The sequence below is a fragment of the Rhizobium sp. 9140 genome, assembly GCF_900067135.1.
In the GTDB taxonomy this organism is placed as follows: Bacteria; Pseudomonadota; Alphaproteobacteria; order Rhizobiales; family Rhizobiaceae; genus Ferranicluibacter.
The window spans coordinates 970,629-990,689 of record NZ_FJUR01000002.1 but is presented as its reverse complement, the minus strand read 5'-3'; the positions used below and the strand labels follow the sequence as shown (position 1 = coordinate 990,689).

General features: G+C 56.8%; 20 protein-coding genes and 7 pseudogenes. 12 read left to right on the top strand and 15 right to left on the bottom strand.

The genetic code is table 11. The features are described 5' to 3' along the window. Positions 1–163: 163 nt before the first annotated feature. From GA0004734_RS22025 to GA0004734_RS22010, 4 genes and pseudogenes are all read left to right on the top strand, one after another. A complete protein-coding gene (locus tag GA0004734_RS22025) occupies positions 164–598 on the top strand; it encodes an IS66-like element accessory protein TnpA (protein ID WP_092932084.1) in 435 nt (144 codons plus the stop codon). Next, complete coding sequence (tnpB, locus tag GA0004734_RS22020; protein WP_060716621.1) at positions 591–944, top strand: IS66 family insertion sequence element accessory protein TnpB; 354 nt, start codon at positions 591–593, stop codon at positions 942–944. The genes GA0004734_RS22025 and tnpB overlap by 8 nt, the downstream gene beginning before the upstream one ends. A 53-nt stretch (positions 945–997) precedes the next feature. After that, a complete protein-coding gene (locus GA0004734_RS22015) occupies positions 998–2,587 on the top strand; it encodes an IS66 family transposase (protein WP_092932082.1) in 1,590 nt (529 codons plus the stop codon). A 259-nt stretch (positions 2,588–2,846) separates the two neighbouring features. Beyond that, a pseudogene (locus GA0004734_RS22010) lies at positions 2,847–2,960 on the top strand (IS630 family transposase); the annotation flags it as partial. A gap of 48 nt (positions 2,961–3,008) precedes the next feature. On the opposite strand, the pseudogene GA0004734_RS26515 reads toward GA0004734_RS22010, so the two are convergent. Next, positions 3,009–3,206, bottom strand: a pseudogene (locus GA0004734_RS26515) (IS256 family transposase); the annotation flags it as partial. 136 nt (positions 3,207–3,342) lie between these two features. On the opposite strand from GA0004734_RS26515, the pseudogene GA0004734_RS22000 reads away from it, so the two are divergent. The 4 genes and pseudogenes from GA0004734_RS22000 to istB (GA0004734_RS21985) all read left to right on the top strand — a co-directional run. After that, positions 3,343–3,525, top strand: a pseudogene (locus GA0004734_RS22000) (sigma factor-like helix-turn-helix DNA-binding protein); the annotation flags it as partial. Positions 3,526–3,584: 59 nt separating this feature from the next. Next, positions 3,585–4,805 (top strand): IS256 family transposase, encoded by a 1,221-nt coding sequence (locus GA0004734_RS21995; RefSeq protein ID WP_092937880.1) that lies wholly within the window; start codon positions 3,585–3,587, stop codon positions 4,803–4,805. Between the two features lie 50 nt (positions 4,806–4,855). Next, positions 4,856–5,269: pseudogene (locus GA0004734_RS21990) on the top strand (IS21 family transposase); the annotation flags it as partial. Positions 5,270–5,281: 12 nt separating this feature from the next. Continuing rightward, on the top strand, positions 5,282–6,058 hold the full coding sequence (istB, locus tag GA0004734_RS21985) for an IS21-like element helper ATPase IstB (RefSeq protein ID WP_092937878.1): 777 nt from the start codon (positions 5,282–5,284) through the stop codon (positions 6,056–6,058). A 108-nt stretch (positions 6,059–6,166) separates the two neighbouring features. On the opposite strand, the pseudogene GA0004734_RS21975 reads toward istB (GA0004734_RS21985), so the two are convergent. Both GA0004734_RS21975 and GA0004734_RS21970 read right to left on the bottom strand, forming a co-directional pair. Beyond that, positions 6,167–6,547, bottom strand: a pseudogene (locus GA0004734_RS21975) (transposase); the annotation flags it as partial. A gap of 7 nt (positions 6,548–6,554) precedes the next feature. Next, positions 6,555–7,364 (bottom strand): annotated as a pseudogene (locus tag GA0004734_RS21970) (IS66 family transposase); the annotation flags it as partial. Between GA0004734_RS21970 and GA0004734_RS21965 the strand changes: the two are divergent. Beyond that, positions 7,363–7,848: pseudogene (locus GA0004734_RS21965) on the top strand (integrase core domain-containing protein); the annotation flags it as partial. The pseudogenes GA0004734_RS21970 and GA0004734_RS21965 sit on opposite strands and share 2 nt — an antisense overlap. A gap of 200 nt (positions 7,849–8,048) precedes the next feature. Next, positions 8,049–8,405, top strand: coding sequence for a hypothetical protein (locus GA0004734_RS26145; RefSeq protein ID WP_175386616.1), 357 nt, complete (start codon positions 8,049–8,051; stop codon positions 8,403–8,405). A 202-nt stretch (positions 8,406–8,607) separates the two neighbouring features. On the opposite strand, the gene istB (GA0004734_RS21955) is transcribed toward GA0004734_RS26145, so the two are convergent. The 5 genes from istB (GA0004734_RS21955) to GA0004734_RS21940 all read right to left on the bottom strand — a co-directional run bounded on the left by istB (GA0004734_RS21955) (position 8,608) and on the right by GA0004734_RS21940 (position 12,457). Continuing rightward, on the bottom strand, positions 8,608–9,501 hold the full coding sequence (gene istB / locus GA0004734_RS21955) for an IS21-like element ISRel5 family helper ATPase IstB (RefSeq protein WP_092937252.1): 894 nt from the start codon (positions 9,499–9,501) through the stop codon (positions 8,608–8,610). Then, positions 9,498–10,973, bottom strand: coding sequence for an IS21 family transposase (istA, locus tag GA0004734_RS21950; RefSeq protein ID WP_175386635.1), 1,476 nt, complete (start codon positions 10,971–10,973; stop codon positions 9,498–9,500). Before istA ends, istB (GA0004734_RS21955) begins: the two co-directional genes overlap by 4 nt. A 202-nt stretch (positions 10,974–11,175) precedes the next feature. Beyond that, the gene (locus tag GA0004734_RS26735; RefSeq protein WP_280949527.1) at positions 11,176–11,304 is read right to left on the bottom strand and encodes a hypothetical protein; all 129 of its coding nucleotides are present in this window, start codon (positions 11,302–11,304) and stop codon (positions 11,176–11,178) included. 80 nt (positions 11,305–11,384) lie between these two features. Continuing rightward, entirely contained in the window at positions 11,385–11,918 is a 534-nt protein-coding gene (locus GA0004734_RS21945; protein ID WP_092937874.1) for a TetR/AcrR family transcriptional regulator, read from the bottom strand. Positions 11,919–12,076: 158 nt separating this feature from the next. Further along, positions 12,077–12,457: a winged helix-turn-helix transcriptional regulator gene (locus GA0004734_RS21940; protein ID WP_092937872.1), complete on the bottom strand. Its 381-nt coding sequence runs from the start codon at positions 12,455–12,457 to the stop codon at positions 12,077–12,079. A gap of 46 nt (positions 12,458–12,503) precedes the next feature. Here GA0004734_RS21940 and GA0004734_RS21935 point away from each other — a divergent pair, with 46 nt between their 5' ends. Further along, positions 12,504–13,313 carry an SDR family NAD(P)-dependent oxidoreductase gene (locus GA0004734_RS21935; RefSeq protein WP_092937870.1) on the top strand — a complete coding sequence of 270 codons (810 nt, stop codon included), beginning with the start codon at positions 12,504–12,506 and terminating at the stop codon, positions 13,311–13,313. Between the two features lie 45 nt (positions 13,314–13,358). Here the strand turns inward: GA0004734_RS21935 and GA0004734_RS21930 are convergent, their stop codons facing one another. The 3 genes from GA0004734_RS21930 to GA0004734_RS21920 all read right to left on the bottom strand — a co-directional run bounded on the left by GA0004734_RS21930 (position 13,359) and on the right by GA0004734_RS21920 (position 15,749). Then, a complete protein-coding gene (locus GA0004734_RS21930; protein ID WP_245292580.1) occupies positions 13,359–14,360 on the bottom strand; it encodes an alpha/beta hydrolase in 1,002 nt (333 codons plus the stop codon). Between the two features lie 176 nt (positions 14,361–14,536). After that, a complete protein-coding gene (locus GA0004734_RS21925; protein ID WP_092937868.1) occupies positions 14,537–15,184 on the bottom strand; it encodes an NrsF family protein in 648 nt (215 codons plus the stop codon). Next, on the bottom strand, positions 15,177–15,749 hold the full coding sequence (locus GA0004734_RS21920; RefSeq protein ID WP_092937866.1) for a sigma-70 family RNA polymerase sigma factor: 573 nt from the start codon (positions 15,747–15,749) through the stop codon (positions 15,177–15,179). Before GA0004734_RS21920 ends, GA0004734_RS21925 begins: the two co-directional genes overlap by 8 nt. A 159-nt stretch (positions 15,750–15,908) precedes the next feature. Here GA0004734_RS21920 and GA0004734_RS21915 point away from each other — a divergent pair, with 159 nt between their 5' ends. Next, a complete protein-coding gene (locus GA0004734_RS21915) occupies positions 15,909–16,694 on the top strand; it encodes an alpha/beta fold hydrolase (RefSeq protein ID WP_092937864.1) in 786 nt (261 codons plus the stop codon). Between the two features lie 284 nt (positions 16,695–16,978). Here the strand turns inward: GA0004734_RS21915 and GA0004734_RS21910 are convergent, their stop codons facing one another. The 4 genes from GA0004734_RS21910 to GA0004734_RS21890 all read right to left on the bottom strand — a co-directional run bounded on the left by GA0004734_RS21910 (position 16,979) and on the right by GA0004734_RS21890 (position 19,977). Next, positions 16,979–17,272 carry a type II toxin-antitoxin system RelE/ParE family toxin gene (locus GA0004734_RS21910; RefSeq protein WP_092937862.1) on the bottom strand — a complete coding sequence of 98 codons (294 nt, stop codon included), beginning with the start codon at positions 17,270–17,272 and terminating at the stop codon, positions 16,979–16,981. Continuing rightward, positions 17,269–17,577: a type II toxin-antitoxin system RelB/DinJ family antitoxin gene (locus GA0004734_RS21905; RefSeq protein ID WP_092937860.1), complete on the bottom strand. Its 309-nt coding sequence runs from the start codon at positions 17,575–17,577 to the stop codon at positions 17,269–17,271. The genes GA0004734_RS21910 and GA0004734_RS21905 overlap by 4 nt, the downstream gene beginning before the upstream one ends. A 505-nt stretch (positions 17,578–18,082) precedes the next feature. After that, positions 18,083–18,739 carry a hypothetical protein gene (locus tag GA0004734_RS21895; protein ID WP_139056320.1) on the bottom strand — a complete coding sequence of 219 codons (657 nt, stop codon included), beginning with the start codon at positions 18,737–18,739 and terminating at the stop codon, positions 18,083–18,085. 251 nt (positions 18,740–18,990) lie between these two features. Next, a complete protein-coding gene (locus tag GA0004734_RS21890; protein ID WP_092937856.1) occupies positions 18,991–19,977 on the bottom strand; it encodes an RES family NAD+ phosphorylase in 987 nt (328 codons plus the stop codon). Between the last annotated feature and the right edge of the window lie 84 nt (positions 19,978–20,061).

The window sequence follows — 20,061 nt, the reverse complement described above, 5'->3', positions numbered from 1 at the left end:
GCCGAACGCATCACCCACATTGATGATGAGACCTGCATCTTGCTCTCCCGAGCCGGCGCTAATGCGTCATGTCCGGCATGCGTAAGCGCGAATTTCTCCGCACCTTCTGTAATTGAGTGAGCTTTGGCATGAGGTGTCCACTTAAAAAAGGTGGACACCAAGTATGGGTGAAGGTCAAAAACTTGCTGTGCGGCTGGTTGGTCGGAATGGAAGACGGCGCTTCGATCAAGGTTCGAAAGATCGCCTTGTTGCGGCCTGCCTTGAACCCGGCGCATCAGTATCGAAACTGGCGCGAGAACACGGGGTCAACGCGAACCTCGTTTGGAAATGGATCAGGAAACATACCCCGGCACATCCATTATCGCCGTCTTCGACATCTGCGTTTATTCCAGTTCAGATTGCCGCCCCGAGCAGCGAGTTCGACATTGAGATGCCTGCCACGGATCGCGAAGAGCGATTGCCGACGACGGAGAGGAGCGACCCGCTGACCTCTCCAGCGAAGGTGAGTGTATCATTGCCGAATGGTGTGAGATTGACGCTGGAGTGCCGCGATCTCAACGCATTGACGGCAATCATCGGAGCTCTGGGTCATGTTTAAGCTTGGCGCTGATCTTCAAGTCTATCTGCATCGCGAACCGATCGACTTCCGGGCCGGCATCAACAGCCTTGCGGTCCTGGTCCAGGAGACGATGGCGCTGGACCCGTTTGCTCCTGCAGTGTTTGCCTTCTGCAACCGCCGGCGTGACCGGGTGAAGCTGCTATTCTTCGATCGCTCGGGCTTCGTGCTCATCCTGAAGCGGTTGACCGAAGACAAGTTCCGATGGCCGCGCCGAGAGGTGACGGTGGTCACACTGACGACCGAGCAACTGCACTGGATCCTCGACGGGATCGATATCGATGCGATGATCCGCCATCCCGTGCGGCAGTATCAGATCGCCGGCTAAAGGTGGCGAATTGAGCTATTGACGCGGCAGCACGGCTCAGATTCAAAACTGGGATGACCCGAACCGGCGAACTGAGCGTTGCAGAGCTGATGGCGCATTTGGCGGCCAACGCCGCCGAAATTGCTGCGCTCAAAGCCGAGAAGGAGGCCCTCTCGCAGCGGGTCGTCAAGCTTGAAGAAGAACTGGCGCTTGCAAGGCTCCATCGTTTTGCCCCCCGCAGCGAAAAGCACATTGATCGCATCTTCAACGAGGCCGAAGAGGCCGCGGACGAGGATGATCCTGATTATGGCGACGCGGCCGCCGATCTCCCGGATACAGGCTTGCCGGTGGTCCAAAGCACAACGGGAAAGAAGCGTGGCAGAAGGCCTCTACCGGAAGATTTGCCACGCGAGCGTGTCGAATATGACCTTGCCGACGATCAGAAAGCTTGCCCTTGCTGCGACAGTCAAATGCATCGCATGGGCGAGGCCGTCACCGAGCAGCTCCATATCGAGGTCAAGGCAAAAGTCCTGCAGAACGTGCGGTTCAAGTATGCCTGCCGCCATTGCGACCGCACCGGGATCAATACGCCTGTCGTGATCGCTCCGATGCCGACGCAGCCCCTGCCGGGCAGCATCGCCACCGCCTCGACACTGGCTTTCGCGCTCGTCCACAAATACGTCGATGGCACGCCGCTCTACCGCGTGGCTCAGACATTCGAGCGTGCCGGCGTTCCGATCAGCCGAGGCGCTCTCGCTCACTGGGTGATCGGCTCGAGCGAGAAGCATCTTCACCGCATCTATGATGCGCTGAGATTGCGGCTCAGGTCGCAGCCTCTCATTCACGGTGATGAGACGACCGTTCAGGTCCTCAAGGAAAAGAATAAGGAAGCCACCAGCACATCGTATATGTGGGCTTATCGCAGCGGCGAGGACAGTGACGAGCCGATCGTGCTTCTCGACTACCAGCCCGGCCGCGGTCAGATTCACCCACAAACCTTCCTTGGCAAATACCGCGGCATACTCATGACGGATGGCTACACAGCCTGGCGCACCTTCGATGATGCCACCCATGTCGGATGCATGGCTCATTCCCGGCGGCGCTTTGTCGAGGCACTCAAAACCAGAAAGAATGGAGGCGGACCGCCGGAACAGGCACTCCGGTTCTTCGAGCAGCTCTACCGGATCGAAAAACAGGCGCGAGACAAAAAGCCCGACGCCGATGAAACGCAGGCCGATTGCATTCGCCGTTTCCGGCAACAGCACAGCTTGCCGGTCCTGAACGCTCTAAAGGCATGGCTTGACAACATCGCGCCGAAGATTATGCCTGATACAAAGCTCGGCGATGCAGTGTCCTACACCCTCAACCAATGGGATTATCTGACGCGCTATATCACCGACGGCAGGATGCCGATCGATAACAACATTCTGGAGCGTGACATCAGGGTCTTTGCGACAGGAAGAAAATCGTGGCTGTTCAGCGACACCGCTGACGGAGCCAAGGCCAGCGCAGTGGTCTACAGTTTGATGCTGACTTGCCGCGCATGTGGCGTCGACCCACTCACCTGGCTGCGCTATGTGCTCACTGAGTTGCCGCAGCGGGACGAAGCGGCCGAAATCGACGACCTGCTGCCGTTCAACTACGCCACGACCACTGCGGCGTAATAGAGCTGGATATCAAAATCGGTGTGACGGCGGTTCAGCGCTGCCGCAGCCGTCAAGGTGCATCGAAAATTGCGCTTACCGGCATGCGGACGAATGTCGCAACGGTTAGAAGTCGCTATTGCCGCCAGGTCGCGGACCTCCCTCTTTCGGGAAGGCGTGTCCGATTTCTAGAGCGGCACCCGATCTGACTGAATCGCACTGGCTATTCAAATCATGATTTGACTGATTCAATAGGAGCCGCCGGATAAAGGCGGCGGATATGTCGAAGGCTTTATCAATGGATTTGCGGGTGCGTGCTCTTGCTGCGGTTTTGCAGGGCCTGTCGCATCGGGCGGCGGCTGAACGTTTTGAGGTGAGCGCCGCCAGCATTAGCGGGAGTGTCAGGAATTTCGTGTACGGGCGTGCGGTTGAACATTCGCGTCTACGCCCTTGCGGCCTGAAAGCGGTCCGCAAACAGAATTGAGAATTGCGATTTTGCCATCGCCCATTCTCTCGGCGGCATCTTCCACTCTTTCTCGGATCTGTTCAAGACGAGGTAGAGCAGTTTGGTCGCCGCGTCGTCGCTCGGGAAATGACCTCTTGCCTGCCGGTTTCACAAAGTCGCGGACAGGGATTTCAGTAAGTCGCGGACACCGATTTCACTAAGTACGGGACAGTGATTTCGCGAAGTCGCGGACAGTTATCGCGGCGGATTTAGATCGATTTTCGTGAGCGCCGATCTGGCACTTTGCCCTCGTGGTTTGAGCGAGGACATGATGCCCAGGCGGAAGCAAGCGAGACATACTGACGTGAAGGATATCCGATCGATCCTGCGGCTAACGTTCGAGCAGGGATTATCGATACGTGCCGTTTCCGAGCGGCTGAAGATCAGCAAGACGTCGGTTTCGACGTACCTGCTGCGGGCAAAGGAAGCTGGGCTTGCGGTCTGGCCACTTCCTCCGGGAGTGTCAGGAATTTCGTGTACGGGCGTGCATAATGGGTACGAAGGAGATCACCCATGGCACGACGGAAAGAGCCTGTTATTTCGGATAGCATTCTGGACCAATTATTGGCCGGTTCTGATGCGAAGACAGCTTTCGAGAGCAACGGGCTTCTCGATCAGTTGAAGAAAGCCCTGGCGGAACGGGCTTTGAACGCAGAGATGGATCATCATCTCTCTGGCGAAGCGACTGCCGGCAACAGCCGCAATGGCTACGGCCGCAAGACGGTACTGACGGATAGCGGCTCGCTTGAGCTTTCCATCCCGCGCGACCGGCAGTCGAGTTTCGATCCTCAATTGCTGGCCAAATACCAGCGGCGCTTTCCGGGCTTCGACGAGAAGATCGTCTCGATGTATGCGCGTGGAATGAGCACGCGCGAGATCGTCGGGCATATCCAGGAGCTTTACGGCATCGACGTGTCGCCCGACCTGATCTCGGCTGTCACCGATGCCGTGCTGGACGAAGTTGCGACGTGGCAGGCTCGGCCCCTGGAGCCGGTCTATCCGCTGGTGTTCTTTGATGCGTTGCGCGTCAAAATCAGGGATGAAGGCCATGTTCGCAACAAGGCGGTGCATATTGCGCTTGGCGTGCGCGGGGATGGTACGAAGGAGATTCTCGGTCTCTGGATCGAAACCAACGAGGGTGCCAAGTTCTGGCTGCGGGTGATGAACGAGCTGAAGAACCGCGGCGTCGAGGACATTCTGATCGCCGTCGTTGACGGTTTGAAGGGCTTTCCAGAGGCCATCAATGCCGTCTTCGCAGAAACGACGGTGCAGACGTGCATTGTTCACCTGCTGCGAAATTCGCTGGATTTTGCCTCGTGGAAAGACCGCAAGGACCTGGCCCGAGAGCTGAAATCGATTTACGGCGCCATTGACGATAAGGCGGCGGAGACAGCCTTGACGACGTTCGAGGGTGGCTTCTGGGGCCGGAAATTCCCGGCCGTCGCCCAGATTTGGCGGCGCGCCTGGCAGGAGGTCATCCCCTTCTTTGCCTTTCCCAAGGACGTGCGCCGGATCATCTACACCACGAACGCCATCGAAGCCTTGAATTCCAAGCTGCGTCGCGCTGTGCGGGCAAGAGGTCATTTCCCGAGCGACGACGCGGCGACCAAACTGCTCTACCTCGTCTTGAACAGATCCGAGAAAGAGTGGAAGATGCCGCCGAGAGAATGGGCGATGGCAAAATCGCAATTCTCAATTCTGTTTGCGGACCGCTTTCAGGCCGCAAGGGCGTAGACGCGAATGTTCAACCGCACGCCCGTACACGAAATTCCTGACACTCCCACCATAAACGTGTCGCCAGCCACATCCGAAGCTCGCAGCGCTCGGGCCACGTCACCGTCAATGAACATATGCCCAAGGCGCATCAGCGCTACGCAAACACGACGCCCCAGACATTGCGCAGGGAAGCGGCGAAGGTGGGGACCAACACGGCGACGTTTATCGAACGTCTGCTCAGTCATCGCCCGCACCCTGAACAGGGCTACCGATCTGCTCAAGGCATTCTTTCCCTGGCGCGTCGCTACCAATCCGATCGGCTGGAGCTGGCTTGCGATCGGGCGCTGGTGATCAACGCGCTGAGCTATTCGTCTGTCGCCAACATTCTCAGATCTGGTCTCGATCAGGCTCCGGCCATGACCGACACCGTGAAGCCGGCGCCGCCGCACGGCAATATCCGCGGCAAAACCTACTACCAATAAAAAGGACATCAGATGCTGACACATCCGACACTGGAGCAAATGAATGCGCTTGGTCTGGCCGGCATGGCAACCGCCTATCGCGAACTCCTTGAGCAGGCTCATGGAAATGATCTGAGCTTCGACGAACGACTGGGGCTGATGCTTGACCGCGAGATCGCCCTCAGAACGGACCGAAGGCTGACAAACCGGCTCGCGACCGCCAAACTCCGTTTTGCCAATGCTTCCATTGAAGACATCGATTTTGGAGCGCACCGGGGCCTGGACCGCCGCAACGTCCTGTCTCTGGCGCAGGGGGCATGGCTCAAGGCAAATGAGAACCTGATCCTGACAGGCCAGACGGGCACCGGAAAGACGTGGATTGCGTGTGCCTTTGCACGCCAAGCGGCCCGCCTCGACCACTCCGTCCTCTATGTTCGTATGCCGCGGTTGTTTGAGGACCTCGCGCTTGCAAGACTGGACGGGCGCTTTCCGCGCCTCATCGACAAGCTTGCACGCGTTCATCTGCTGGTGCTCGATGACTGGGGAACCCATACCTTAAACGATCGGCAACGCCTTGATCTGCTGGAAATCTTTGAAGAAAGATACCGGCGAAAGTCCACCCTGATCACGGCCCAGCTTCCCGTGGCCGCCTGGCATGAGATGATCGGCGAGGCCACTTTAGCTGATGCGATCTTGGACCGTATCGTTCACAACGCCCACCGCATAACGCTCGAAGGCGAGAGCATGCGGAAGCGGAAAACACCAACGCTCTTGACCGGCGCCGAAATAAACGAAATCAATCACCCCTAACAGCAACCAGGCAGGCGGAATTCGATCGAACCCGCTGTCCGCGACTTAGCGAAATGCCTGTCCGCGACTTGCTGAAATGGCTGTCCCGATTCAGCGAAATCCGCATATTGCCCGCACAGCGCGACACAGCTTGGAATTCAAGGCTTCGATGGCGTTCGTGGTGTAGATGATCCGGCGCACGCCCTTGGGGAAGGCAAAGAAGGGGATGACCTCCTGCCAGGCGCGCCACCAAATCTGGGCGACGGCCGGGAATTTCCGGCCCCAGAAGCCACCCTCGAACGTCGTCAAGGCTGTCTCCGCCGCCTTATCGTCGATGGCGCCGTAAATCGATTTCAGCTCTCGGGCCAGGTCCTTGCGGTCTTTCCACGAGGCAAAATCCAGCGAATTTCGTAGCAGGTGAACAATGCACGTCTGCACCGTCGTTTCTGCGAAGACGGCATTGATGGCCTCTGGAAAGCCCTTCAAACCGTCAACGACGGCGATCAGAAGTAAGCGGTCAGCCGATCACGTCTGATTTGAAGTTCCAAGGCATGAGCGCCTCGATCTCTGATACTGGCCAGCCCTGAGCGATGCGGACCAAGGTCTGGGAGAGCCAGTAGAGCGGATCGACGCCATTCATTTTGGCTGTCTGCAAGAGGGTGGCGACCGTTGCCCAGGTGCGTCCACCACCCTCGCTGCCGGCAAATAGACTGTTTTTTCTCGTGATCGTTTGCGGCCTGATGGCACGTTCGACGATATGGGAGTCGATCTCGACCCGCCCGTCAGTCAGAAAGCGTTCCAGCGCTTCGCGCCGGGTGAGTGCGTAGCGGATCGCCTCGGCGGTCTTGGACTTGCCAGAGACCTTGCCCAGTTCCTTTTCCCAAAGATCAAAGAGGCCGGAGACGATGGTTGCAGATTTTTCCTGACGCAGTGTGGAGCGGCTGTCGGCATCCCGACCGCGGGCCTCATCCTCGATCTGCCACAACTCGGTCATCGCGATGATCGTATCCGTTGCAGCCTTCGAGACACCGCTGATGTGAAGGTCGTAAAACTTGCGGCGAAGATGCGCCCAACACCCTGCGAGCTGGATCGTTTCATTGCTGCCGGCTTTGGCACGCGTCTTGGCCAGACTGGTATAGGCCGAGTATCCGTCAACTTGCAGGATGCCGCTGAACCCGGAGAGATGCCGCGCCACGCAATCAGCGCCCCTACTATCCTCAAAACGATAGGCAACCATCGGCGGGCTGGTTCCGCCATAGGGTCTATCATCGCGAGCATAAGCCCAAAGCCATGCTTTCGTCGTTTTCCCCGAACCGGGCGCAAGCGTGGCGGCAATCCCGGACACCTCGATCTCCGGCCGCCGTATGGCTCGTGAACTGGCGGCACTGATACAACGGCGGGGGAAACCGGGAGTAGTTGTTTCGGACAACGGTACAGAACTCACCTCGAACGCCATCCTCGCCTGGTCGAAAGATCACAAGGTTGACTGGCACTACATCGCACCAGGAAGGCCAATGCAAAACGGCTATGTCGAGAGCTTCAACGGCCGCATGCGTGACGAGCTGCTGAATGAAAGCCTGTTCTTTGGTCTCGACCATGCCCGCAGCGCTATTGCTGAATGGGCGGGCGACTACAACCATTTTCGGGCGCACTCATCGCTCGGATACCAGACCCCGGCAGCCTATGCCGGAACCATCGCCGCAACCGGCTCCAACGCTACGCAATATGGAAACTTCGCGTTTCCGCCGGTTGCTCACACCACGCCATTTGGTGTATCAAAAACCGCCGAGGCTCTAATCGCTGCCGGATGAAAGTTCAGTGGCAGGTCACAGTGGCAGGTCAATACCGCACGATATCAGGCTGTAGTCGACGCTAGCACTCCATTGAGCTATAGGAACAAATATTCGATCCAGGGCTGTGTTCATATTGAAACAGCATCAAGCTATTAATTGTCAGCGTGTCTTCTGGTCGCAGTGCATTAGAACGCCAAGCGTGTAGCCAGCTATGCGTCTTGACAAACAAGAAGCTGTGCTGGATTGACTACGGGCGTGAAAAGGGACCATTCGTGGGAGTTTTGAGATTTCGCCATAAACCCAACTTGGGCATGACATCTGCTAGCAGCAATTACAAGGTCCAGGTCTTCTGCGACGGTAAACAGCTACTGACTACTGTGATGGGCATCGAAAGCCTTGAAGGTTTACTGTACAGGACGGGGGCAATGGCGGAAAAGCCAGTTTGGAAATGGGTACGTATTATCTCCAAAAGCGTGACACCTCACCAGTTCCCGCTCAACACTGAAGTTGGGATTTTCTTCACAGTTACTTTGACCACGGATGATATAGACTACGACTACCGCACGCTGGGCTGAGGAGACTACATCCCCGCTGGCGTCGGGAATACCCGAACGGGCTTCTGACCGGTACCGCATCAACAAGCTTTGTGCCGCTTTCGATTTTGCCACTGCCGACCTCTTCCGAGATGGCCGGTGCGCTCCGGTAGGACGGCGGCAAGACGATTGAGTATAGCGCGTCAATCAGGATGAGATGCTTGCGACAATCTGGATGAGATTCTTAGGTCGCGGTCGGGATGAAGTTATCATGCTGATTGCCGCTGGCAAGATCTTCGTCGTTTTCTGATTGCCGCTCCGCGACAGGCAAGGCTGAGGTCCTGATGGGCGCGAACGAGGCTGGTCGGCCGCGTTGCCGTTTCTCCTCAAGCGCCGCTCTGCGCCGGTAACTTTCGACATTCATCTCGAAGATCGTGGCGTGATGTACGAGCCGGTCGACCGCTGCGAGTGTCATCGCGGGATCGGGAAAGACCCGGTTCCATTCTCCAAAAGGTTGGTTTGCCGTGATCAGGATCGATCTATGCTCGTATCGTGCCGAGATCAGTTCGAAGAGCACGCTTGTTTCCGCCTGGTCCTTGGTGACGTAGGCGAGATCATCGAGGATGAGCAAGTCGTACTTGTTGAGTTTGTCGATGGCGGATTCGAGCTGCAGTTCCCGGCGGGCGACCTGGAGCTTCTGCACAAGATCGGTTGTCCGGGTGAACAGGACCCGCCATCCGTTCTCGATCAGCGCAAAGCCGATAGCGGCGGCGAGATGGCTTTTTCCTCCGCCGGGGGGACCGAACATGAGGATGTTAGCTCCTTTGGCGAGCCAACTGTCGCCGGCGGTCATTGCCATAACCTGCGCCTTCGAGATCATGGGTACAGCGTCAAAGGCGAAGCTGTCCAAGGTCTTTCCGGGCGGCAGGTGCGCTTCGGCGAGATGCCTTTCAATTCGGCGATTGGCACGCTCTGCCAGCTCGTGCTCGGCAATCGCCGACAGGAAACGAGCGGCTGGCCATCCCTCCCGGTCCGCCTGCTCGGCAAATTGCGGCCACAGGGTTTTGATGGTCGGTAGCCGAAGTTCGTTGAGCATGATGGCGAGCCGTGCTTCATCAATGACGTGGGCGTTCTTCATGCGGCTTCTCCCGTCCCGATCAGGGCCTCATAACCGTTGAGCGATGCGAGCTGCACATGAACGGTCGGTAGCTTCGCTGGGTCCGGACCAAAGAGTGTTCGCATGGCGACCAGATCCGGTAGGTCACCGGCGTCGAGTGTCCTGGCCAATTCTTCGGCAAGTTCGCGCTCGCAACCGCGGTCATGGGCCAGCGCCAGGAGTTCGACGGTGATCTTGCAAGCCTGCTTGTCGGGAAGATGCTCGATGAGGGCTTCGAAGGCCTTGCGATATTCCTGACGCGGGAAGAGCTTGTCGCGATAAACGAGGCCGCGGAGCGCCATCGGCTTCTTGCGCAGGGAATGGATGACGTGGTGGTAGTTGACGACCTGATCGTGTCGCCCGTCGGGGTGGCCGCGTCCTCGGCGCAATGTCATCAGATGCGTACCGCCGACAAAGACATCCAGCCGATCGTCGAACAGGCGAACTCGTAACCTGTGGCCGATCAGGCGGGATGGCACGGTGTAGAAGACCTTGCGCAAGGTGAAGCCGCCCGTCCGGGACACCGTGACGACAATCTCCTCGAAGTCGGTGGTCCGGCGCTCGGGCAGCGCCTGCAGATGGGATCGTTCTGCATCGATGCGCTTGCCATGGGCAGCATTGCGACGGCTGACGATCTCGTCGACAAAGGCGCGGTAAGAACTGAGATCGTCGAATTCCTTGGTCCCCCGCATCAGCAGGGCATCATGAACGGCGTTCTTGAGATGCCCGTGGGAGCTTTCAATCGAACCATTCTCATGCGCGACGCCCCTGTTATTGCGCGTCGGGGTCATACGATAATGGGAGCAAAGCTGGTCGTAACGGTGCGTGAGATCAACCTTGGCATCGGCGTCGAGGTTGCGGAAGGCCGCCGATAGGCTGTCGCTTCGATGATAGAGCGGCGTGCCACCCACGGACCACAGGGCATTTTGAAGTCCTTCGGCCAAAGCCACAAAGCTCTCCCCGCCGAGAATGACATGGGCATGTTCGAAGCCGGACCAGACAAGCCGGAAGTGATAGAAAAGGTGATCAAGCGGCTGGCCGGCGATCGTCACATCAAGGCCGCTGGCGTCGGTAAAATCCGACAGGCCCAGCCGGCCTGGCTCGTGCGTCTGGCGGAAGATGACCTCCTGCGCTTCGCCATGAACAGCACGCCACGACCGGATGCGTCGCTCAAGCGTGCGGCGGATACCTTCAGAAAGGTCTGGATGTCGGCGCAGCATCTCGTTGTAGACAGCGACGGCACGGATGCCGGGCGCGGCCTTCAGGAGTGGGACGACTTCTGCCTCGAATATCGGCTCCAAAGGATCAGGGCGCCGGCGTTTACGCGGCGCTTTGCCCTGAGATGGAAGTTGCGTCTCTTTGTCGAGGCGGTATGCCGTGGCCCGGCTGATCGACGCTTTTGACGCGGCGACCTCTACGGAATGCGTTTGTCGGTACTTCATGAAGAGTCTCATCTGATGATCGGTTACATGGCGACCCGGCACAAACTGGTTCTCCAATCGAGAAAACCGTAAATGTACCGGACCGACCGCGATCATGAGACGCCCAAAATTTACGCCACGCCGGGGTATGACTACGATCGGGCTACGCCCTCCCTCCGTCACACCCCGGCGCGAGTCTCATCCTGATTGACGCTGAATCTCACCTAGATTGTCGCTATGCAGGCAGCGCCACGTTGACGATGAAGAAGTCGAGCGGTGGCAAAAAGGCACCGGTCAAAAGGATGACCAGTGCCATCCATCGACGTGGATCGAGTTTGTTATTGGGATTGCTGGTGTCTCTCATAAGTCTCTCCACATCGACCAAAAAATCGATCGACGGTTTGCAATGGCAATGATTTGGAACTATTTGGTTCCAATTTTGGGTCAGCCAAGTGCCTTCAGCGCCAGTTCGACCATGGCCCTCGTCTCAGCGCGATCCGCTCCTGCCTTGGCCAGGACCCGCATACCTTGGATCTGACACACGAGGAACCTGGCGAGCGTTCGTTCATCCAGCCCTGGATCGATTTCGCCCACGGCCTGGGCTCTTATGATCGCCGCCGCATAAAGATCTTGCAGACGTCTGAACAGCCGGGAAATACGTGGTGCGACCTCTTTATCCTCTGGAAGCATTTCGACGGCTGCAAAGACGACAAAGCAGCCACGCAAACCTTCCGGTCCGGATGCTTGATCCACTTGTTGCGAGAAAGCGTCTCGAATTGCTGCTTTGGGCGACGGATTGGAATGCAGCGTTTCACCGACCGAGCGAACGGCGTCCTCGATGTAAGCGTCGAGGGCGCGCAGATAGATGCCTCTCTTGTCGACGAAAGCCTTATAAAAGCTGCCTCTGGAAAGTTCCATGCCCTCAAGCAAGTCGGGAAGGGATGCATCGTGATATCCACGATTCCAAAATACGTGCATTGCTTTTCGAACTACTTCATCGAGTTCGAATTCTCGAGGGCGACCGACGGACGCGGATATTTGATTGCGCTTGACCATGGCAAATATATGGAACCATTCGGTCCACAATACAAGCGATATTTTCGGGATGATGCGCCAAGCGTCGGTGCCCAACTTAGTTAGCGACGCCTATCGACGGGATAATCCCGAGAGAATTCCCTGACGGCCATCAAAATCGGCATAAGCCCGCGGCCTGCCGAACTCAGCGAGTATTCGACACGAGGAGGCTGCTCTTGAAAGTCGTGCCGGATTATGAGGCCGTCAATTTCCAGCTCCCTGAGATGTTGCGTTAGCATCTTCTGGGATATCCCAGGTATGTCTCTCATGAACTGCGATGCCCGCAATGATGGTTCGGCGAACAATCGGAAAAGGATCGGCAGTTTCCAACGTCCTGTGATCATCCGAAGCACCCTGCTGACATGAGAGACAGAACCGTCGGCTCCGAGGCACGTCGCCCTGTCCTCGACAGGCACTATAAAGTGCGTAATTGCCTGCTTCATCGACGAACCTCATATCTGCTGGAGACGGTAAGACGGATCAAATATCATGGACTTACAACTCCAAAACAAGGTTGCGCTGGTCACGGGAAGCAGCAAGGGGATTGGCGAGGGTGTGGCCAGAGGCCTCGCGAAGGAAGGGGCAACCGTTCTTGTCCACGGTCGCGACAGAATGAAAACAGAGGAAGTCGCGCATGATATCATATCCTCTGGAGGGCGGGCATTCGCGGTATTCGGCGACCTCACAGTGTCGGATCAGGTCGATCGTCTTGTTAGGGATTCCAAGGCTACAGCAGGGTCGGTCGACATCCTGGTCAATAATGCCGGCGGATCTGCCCCGGCGGAGGATTGGACCTCCACAAACTCTGAAACGTGGGCGGCTGTCTATGACAGGAACGTGCTCGCATCTGTGAGGATCATCTCGCTCGTTCTGCCCGCAATGAAAGCATCGCGGTGGGGTCGGATCATAAACATCTCAAGCCTGGCGGCCCTGATGCCGCCCGCAAGTCGACCGGACTACTCCGCCGCTAAGGCAGCCATGATCGCGATGACGGCGTCGCTCGCAAAAGACGTTGCTGCGCGCGGCATCACCGCAAACACCGTGTCGCCTGGAACGGTGCATAGCATTAGCCTGGATACCGCATTCCGTAAGAAAGCCGTTGAGAGGGGGATGCCCGTTGACGCCCCCTGGGACGACATAGAGAAAGAAATCCTGCCGTTGTTTGCTCAGGTGCCCGTTGGAAGGGTCGGAACCCTCGAGGAGATTGCGGATGCGATTGCTTTTCTCTCAAGCCCTCGTGCCGGCTATATCACAGGGGCGAACCTCCGACTTGACGGAGGAATGTGGCCAGGGACATAGCTGGGCAACAGAGAAGCTGCGCCAAACCTGTCTAAGTTCCCCGCCTCAGTTCCAGTTTGCCATGACGAACCGGTGAATCTCCGCTTCGAGTTCTTGGTCTTCCGGCGTCCCACCCATGAAGCCACCATGGGGCATAGCTTCGAAGACGTGCAATTCGGTTTCCACGCCAGCTTTTCGCAAGGCTCGATGCATCCTCACCGTGTTCGATAGGAACAGGTCACGCGTGCCGGTCTGCAGGAATGTCGGCGGAAAGCCCGCCAAATCGCCGAAGAGCGGCGATAGATAGGGATCGGAAAGATCGGCACCACCGGCGTAGAGCAGGTTGTTTGATCTTAGCGGGCGGGGCAGAACGAGATCGATCATCTGGTTGGTCTGGATGCTGTCACCGGATTCGGTGAGGTCAGCCTGTGGCGAGAGCAAGACTAACCTGCCAGGCATTGGCATGCCTTCATCTCTCGCCCGCAGCAGCATGGCGGTCGCGAGATTGCCGCCCGCCGATCTCCCCAGGATGATTACCTTGTCGGGGGAGTGACCTGCCAAGACATGACGGTACGTGGCTAAGCAGTCATCAAGAGCGGCCGGATAGGGATGCTCAGGCGGCATCCGGTAATCGACGCCGTAGCATCGCACGGCATGCTGGTGAGCTTGACGTCGCGCACTGACAAGACAGGCCTCACCGCCTCCGAACACCAATGCGCCGCCATGCAGGTCGATGAGTGCGCCACGCTCATGAAATGCTCCGTGCGGCGTCGCGACATGGATCGTTGCTTGTTCGACTACAATTGTCTTGACTGTGGACTGCAAACTCCCGGCAAGATCTTTGGCCGCGGCGGCGTAATGCGCATCTACTGCGGCTTTCATCATCATCCAGCCTGAAAAATCCTCTGGGGACGGCATTTCGAACCGCGCATTGATAGGGCTGCCGTCCTCGGCGACCAGGCGCGACAGTGCCGCTTGTGCTTCGACGCTGATGGACTGTGGGACCTGAATTATCCGTGAAGGGACGGCTGCACTGCGTAAGGAATTGCTCATTTCTTGCTCTGTCATGAAACGAAGCGATGACGATTTTTTCTCGAACCCGGGCGCCGGTCTGGCCTGTCGACTTTAGATGATCTGCCCGAAACATGAGATCGCTTCAGATTGGCGCTTGGGTCCGCAGCGAGATGACTGACTGTACCCATTGCGTTGAAGGGAAAATAGCATCTATTACCAAACTGACCTTGCTACCACCTCAACAGTTTGGGCCCGAATAACGCTCCCAGTGCCGTTACACATGCAATGGCGATCGAATACCATATCGCCACAAAGGCAGCGCCATCGTTGAGGCAGGCGATGGTATAGGCGAGACCACCCACGGAACCTGCAAGGAAACCTGCAACAGCGCCTGCCCGCCTGAGCCGCGTGGGCGTTCCGGCTCGCATCGCATAGAGAACAGCGGCGAGCGCCGGGATGGATGCCATGATGATAGTACCCGCACATTTTAGCACCGAGTAGGTGTGAACCCCAAGCAGGGGAAAGCCGCTCCGATCAAACAGAGCTCCGATAAGCAGGAACACCAGTGCTGGAGCAAGAAAAAGAACCGTATGAGGCGCCTGGCCCGGCTGGACCACTGTCAAAACAAGCTGAAACCCGCCGGCAGCTACAAGAACCATGCCGATGACCTTGAACAGGAACGTCCATGTCGGGAGTATCTGCATGAGGTCGGAGCGAGGTCCGGCGATCATCACAACGACACCAGTCGCTGCCAGGATCGAAAAGACCAGCGCGACAGGTAGGACGATCGAGAGACGGAGCGAAAGTGACGCGCCTTTACCAGCTTGCGCTGCAAGCCCTCGAATAAGATCGTCCGTTGGTTGTCGATTGTCATTCATGCCCGGGGCCTCTTCTCTGTGTTGCCGCCATCAGTTTCTTCAACGAGCGATGGAAAGCGACGCGCACCGCTCCCTCGGTGGAACCGATTCGCGCAGCGGCCTCTTTGGTAGAGGCACCCTCAAGCCCGATGGCTCGGACGGCTGCCTGTTCGCCAGGGGGCAAGGCGGAGATTAGTTTTTCAACATCTGCCGGATTGCGTTCAGGATCGAACACCTCAAATGAGAACAAGCCGGCCCACTGCTCCTCGGTCAAATCAACGCGCGTGCGTGCGTCACGGCCCAAGCGCCGGCTGGCATCAATGATCTTGTAGCGCGTAATTGCGTTCAGCCACGGAAGCAGAGACCGCTTCGTATCCCATTGGTGGCGACGGAAATGCACTGCTATGAGCACTTCCTGGACGACATCCTCTGCCTCGTAAAGACTGAAACCCATATATCGCAAATGCGCCTCGACGATCCGCCGCACCGAAGCGGCGAAAGCCCTGAGAAACGCCTCGTAGGCAGCGCTATCTCCAGTGCGTTCCGCGCGCATCGCTTTCGCCCATCTGTCTTCCCGTGTGTCCATGCACCCATGCTTTCGGTTGGACGAAACCCATTGTTACGACCTATCGCGAATTTATTCGAATTTACGCGCCGATCACATAGTCGTGACGATGTAAGATTGGGGAATTCCCAACGAAAGACTCCTCCGAAGCATGTGCTTTACGATGAAAGGAAGTCCGGAATGATCATGAACAGGCGCACATTTTCCGCTGCTATGCTTGCCGGCGCGGCAGCATCAATGCTTTCAACCAAAGGCATGGCCGCATCGGCGGCCGGCCACCCAGAAAAGGCCCGTAACGTTGTCTTCGTCCATGGGCTATTCGCAGATGGTTCCTGCTGGAGCGAAGTGATATCGAGGCTGCAGCCCGAGGGCTTGAACATCACATCCGTGCAGAACCCTCTGACTACTCTCTCGGAATCGGTTGCTGCTGCGGAGCGAGTACTGGCGCGGCAGGATGGGCCAACAGTATTGGTAGGGCACTCATTTGGGGGAATGATTGTAACTCAGGCCGGCATGCATCCTAATGTGTCGGCTCTCGTGTACGTCGCCGCCCGTGCACCAGACGCAAACGAGGATTTTGGCGCTTTGGCAAAAACCTTCCCTACTCCCCCCGCTTCTGCCGGGATCGTTTTCGACGGTGAGGAAGGGAGACTTAGCGAGAAGGCATTCCTCGAGGACTTCGCCGGCGACATTCCAACGGCCCGCGCGAAGGTGCTGTATGCAACGCAGTATCCGTTCCAGAAGGCGCTACTCTCAGGCAAAGTTATCGAAGCCGCTTGGCGCCACAAGCCCAGCTATTACGCGGTGTCGAGCGAGGACCGCACGATCAACCCGGACCTGCAGCGCTTTCTCGCCAAGCGCATGGACGCAAAGGCAATCGAATTGAAAGCCAGCCATCTCTCGCTGATCTCGCACCCGGACGAGGTCGCGGAGCTTATCCTGGAAGCTGCAGGCCAGAAAGCCTAACCCGATCCGCGAAATTCAGACAGTCAGACACCGCTGCGTGACCTCCCCTAAACCTGCGCTAGTCGTCCAGTGACCTCTTTGCAAAGCGGACGGTTTCTAGGCAACGAGGCAAGCAGCGCAGTCGAGAGAGGACGACAGCCAAGACTGGGGGTGTCGTTCTTTCTCCGAGCTGTTAGGCAATGAATATATGTGTGCCAGGTTGTTCAGATTTATCTCTCAAGCCATCTAGCTCTTTAACGGAATCGAACTGGAGACCCGCTAATCTCGGACACGAAGTTCTAAGCCTAGCTGGTTGGAAAGGAGTCTGGCCATTCTTGGGCTCCATGAAGAACGCGGAGAATACGAACCGCCGATGGTGTCACGGCATACGCCGCAACGTATGGAGTGCCGGTGATCACCAATTCGCGCGTACCGGCAATTCTACCGACGCGACCACTTGCCGGAAAATCGATCAGACGACGAGCGGCAGAGACAATCCTTTCGTCCACCATTATGGCAGCTGAAGGACTATCTGCCTCGATAAAGGTGAAGATGGCGTCTCGATCTGACAATGCAAATGCTGACCACGAAAGCTTCACGGCTTACGTGCCGCTGCTTTAATGCGCGCTGCCGCTCGACGTTTCTCAAAATGGGCCTGGACTTCATCATCCGGCACATCCGGTCTGGTGTCGTTCAACGCTTCGAGAACCTTGCTACGAAACCAAGCATCATGAGCTTCGCTGCCTGAAATAAGCTCGAGCGGCAGTGCTCCTTCATTGGCGGTACGGGTTAGCAAGATGCGAACCGCGTCCGACACAGTAAGGCCCATGCTTTCAAGCACCGCAGAGGCCCGATCCCGAACGTCCGCATCAATGCGAGTTTGTACTAATGAGTTCGACGCCATAGCTGTCTCCGACTACACACCACCTGTAATGCAGATGAACTACAGAGTCCATATGAAATGCTTACTCACTGGGCGACCAGGCTCTTCGCCTTGAAAGGAATCGAACCGCTGGCCCATCAAGTTCGCAGCGATTTCTTTGGTTAAACAAGATGTTGAAGATATGTCGGCAGAACTGGCGCACAGGCTAGACGAGAGACCGTGCTAGCTTCGGTGTTTCCGTTTTAACATCCGGTCCGGCTCTTAGGAGTCACCCCATCATCGCTCAACACCGAAGACAGCAGGCAAGAACCACAGTTGGTCCTCTGCCTTTGATGCGACGGCCGTAAAAACGAAAAAGCCTGCCGCGGGAGGAGGTGCGGCAGGCTATTCGAAAAGAACCGAACAGCAGAGGAGGTTTAGCATAGCGACGGCCAAGCCGGAAACCGATACCGACAGCCCCCGGCGCGCGGGTCTGCCATTGAAACGCCCGATGAGCGAAATCACCTTCCTTTTTTGGTAAGTGGTTTCATTTCATCTCAATGCGATTGGTCATGCCGGACTTTAATGATGTCCAGCAGTCGATACCGTCACACTGCAACGTTACTCGAGACATTGAAGCCCGAAGCTCGCGCGCTGAAGGGCGGCTCGAGAGGAGTTCGTCGACGAAAGCGTGCATCGACGCCGCGCTCGCCGTCGGTGGTAAAAACGCAAGAAGGAAAGTGAAGCTCCTCAAATGGACCGCCCGCAGCCACTTCATGCCGCTCTGCGTTGGGCAGCCAAAGAACCCGACACGGTTAACGGCCGGTCTCACGGCAGCCGGCATTCCGTCTTGCAGCTCATCCGCGGGTATTTCGCTGGGATATGTCATCTCCAGGAAGAGCTTCACATTCCGTCCCGCGGGCAGGCTCTGCCTCATTATGTACGGAAGCAACGGCTGAAACAGCGGCACGTCGGTGCCGCTCATACGTGCTGAGTTGTACGACATCTTCAGCAACCAACGTTTAAGCCGGTGATAGTCGTAATCCAGTGAAACCTTCTCTCCACGCTCGCGGATTACAGAAAAATCACGATCGAAGGCCTCGCAGATATAATTATCAAGCTTCGATAATTCGCCGTTGTTACAGACTGCACAAACATCCCGAATGGTAGGTTCGTTTGAAAGAGCCTTATCCAAACGGGCCACCCAGAATTTTTGCTCACCCCCGTCGAGCAAGGCTACGACGCGTCGATGGAGGCTCGCGGGCCAGAGGTGTTCCTTGGTTCGCTTCCGATCCGTTGGTCCACAGAATGCACAGACCCAGCTAGTCACCAGTCCTCCCATGCGAGTTGAAGCCGAGATATACCCATCATGTAGACTTTTCTTCAGATCGCGTCTATCCGCGCAGGCCGACGCCACGGCAGCGAAGCCGTCGTAATGTAGGGCCTGCAGAAGGTTCAGAGGTCAAGTGTTTCGATGTTAACAAGTTGAGCGAAGCCATCCAAAATCGCCGGAGGCTCGAGCAACACTAAGTTTGTACCCGATGGATGCTTCGTTGAACCAAATTCGATGGCATCGAAGCCAGCGTGGCGGGCACAGTCAGCAACAAAGCGGGTAAAAACGTACTCTCGTTTTGTCCATCCCTCCCCAAGCCGCGGCGCAGCGCAAAGTGCGGAGCGCGCCAGACATTGGAATACAATCTCTGAGCGTGTCTCTGCTTCTCCTAAGTAGCTCAAGTTCAGGACCCTTAAAGGAGACTGCAGCTCGACCTCTACGACATGGAAGCGTGCGCCAGCAGTTCCGACCTCGGCAAGTGCTGTATTTCTAGCCTTCGACAGATACATCATTGGATGGGCAGAATGATTGTATCGACCTTCAGGGACCACGTTAGCCGGAGGCGCAGCGAAATCCTGAAGTGTCGGGTATGGCAGCCCCTCCGCCCGTCTAGACCGGAAAAGTGTACCGTCTATCAATGCTGGCGTAACCTGAGGCGCGCGCGCCGCGATGGTCGAGAAAACTTCAGCGGCAAATTCGTGAGTGAGTAGGAGGAACGGCGTTCGATGAGCGATCTGAGCGATCTCACTCATCTGATTGAAAAACTCGATCGGAACGTCAAAAGGATGCTCATATATCCAGAAGTCCCGATCAAGGTCCGCACCACAGTTCGGGCACGTAAGAAATTTCGAATAATGTTCGATTTCTTCAGCATAGAATGCGTCTTGGATTCGGCTCTGTGCGATAAAGTCGTGGACGGTCTGATATCCATGCTGAAGTTCAACATCGTGAGATACGGTCCCAGGCCACTGTTCCTCGAATTCTTCTTGGCATTCGGCGCAGCAGCTGATGCTTGATGTAAAGAAACTTTCTATGTCCCTGTCAAAGTATTCCTGAAAAATTGATATCCGCTCTTCTTCAGTATTTTCTTCAAAATATTTACTACGCATAATTTTCCATATCTACGTGCCATCCGACGATCGCTTTGGTTACCACAAAACACCCGACCACTGGAGCTCGTAAGCGTAGCAATT

Coding starts and splice junctions, on each gene's coding strand:
- GA0004734_RS21995 (WP_092937880.1), top strand. CDS start 3,585: ATGGCACGACGGAAAGAGCCTGTTATTTCGGATAGCATTCTGGACCAA.
- GA0004734_RS22025 (WP_092932084.1), top strand. CDS start 164: ATGGGTGAAGGTCAAAAACTTGCTGTGCGGCTGGTTGGTCGGAATGGA.
- GA0004734_RS21945 (WP_092937874.1), bottom strand. CDS start 11,918: ATGCACGTATTTTGGAATCGTGGATATCACGATGCATCCCTTCCCGAC.
- GA0004734_RS21940 (WP_092937872.1), bottom strand. CDS start 12,457: ATGAAGCAGGCAATTACGCACTTTATAGTGCCTGTCGAGGACAGGGCG.
- GA0004734_RS21925 (WP_092937868.1), bottom strand. CDS start 15,184: ATGAATGACAATCGACAACCAACGGACGATCTTATTCGAGGGCTTGCA.
- GA0004734_RS21935 (WP_092937870.1), top strand. CDS start 12,504: ATGGACTTACAACTCCAAAACAAGGTTGCGCTGGTCACGGGAAGCAGC.
- GA0004734_RS21890 (WP_092937856.1), bottom strand. CDS start 19,977: ATGCGTAGTAAATATTTTGAAGAAAATACTGAAGAAGAGCGGATATCA.
- istA (WP_175386635.1), bottom strand. CDS start 10,973: ATGAGACTCTTCATGAAGTACCGACAAACGCATTCCGTAGAGGTCGCC.
- GA0004734_RS22015 (WP_092932082.1), top strand. CDS start 998: ATGACCCGAACCGGCGAACTGAGCGTTGCAGAGCTGATGGCGCATTTG.
- GA0004734_RS21930 (WP_245292580.1), bottom strand. CDS start 14,360: ATGACAGAGCAAGAAATGAGCAATTCCTTACGCAGTGCAGCCGTCCCT.
- GA0004734_RS21915 (WP_092937864.1), top strand. CDS start 15,909: ATGATCATGAACAGGCGCACATTTTCCGCTGCTATGCTTGCCGGCGCG.
- istB (WP_092937878.1), top strand. CDS start 5,282: ATGCTGACACATCCGACACTGGAGCAAATGAATGCGCTTGGTCTGGCC.
- istB (WP_092937252.1), bottom strand. CDS start 9,501: ATGAAGAACGCCCACGTCATTGATGAAGCACGGCTCGCCATCATGCTC.
- GA0004734_RS26735 (WP_280949527.1), bottom strand. CDS start 11,304: ATGAGAGACACCAGCAATCCCAATAACAAACTCGATCCACGTCGATGG.
- GA0004734_RS21920 (WP_092937866.1), bottom strand. CDS start 15,749: ATGGACACACGGGAAGACAGATGGGCGAAAGCGATGCGCGCGGAACGC.
- GA0004734_RS21905 (WP_092937860.1), bottom strand. CDS start 17,577: ATGGCGTCGAACTCATTAGTACAAACTCGCATTGATGCGGACGTTCGG.
- tnpB (WP_060716621.1), top strand. CDS start 591: ATGTTTAAGCTTGGCGCTGATCTTCAAGTCTATCTGCATCGCGAACCG.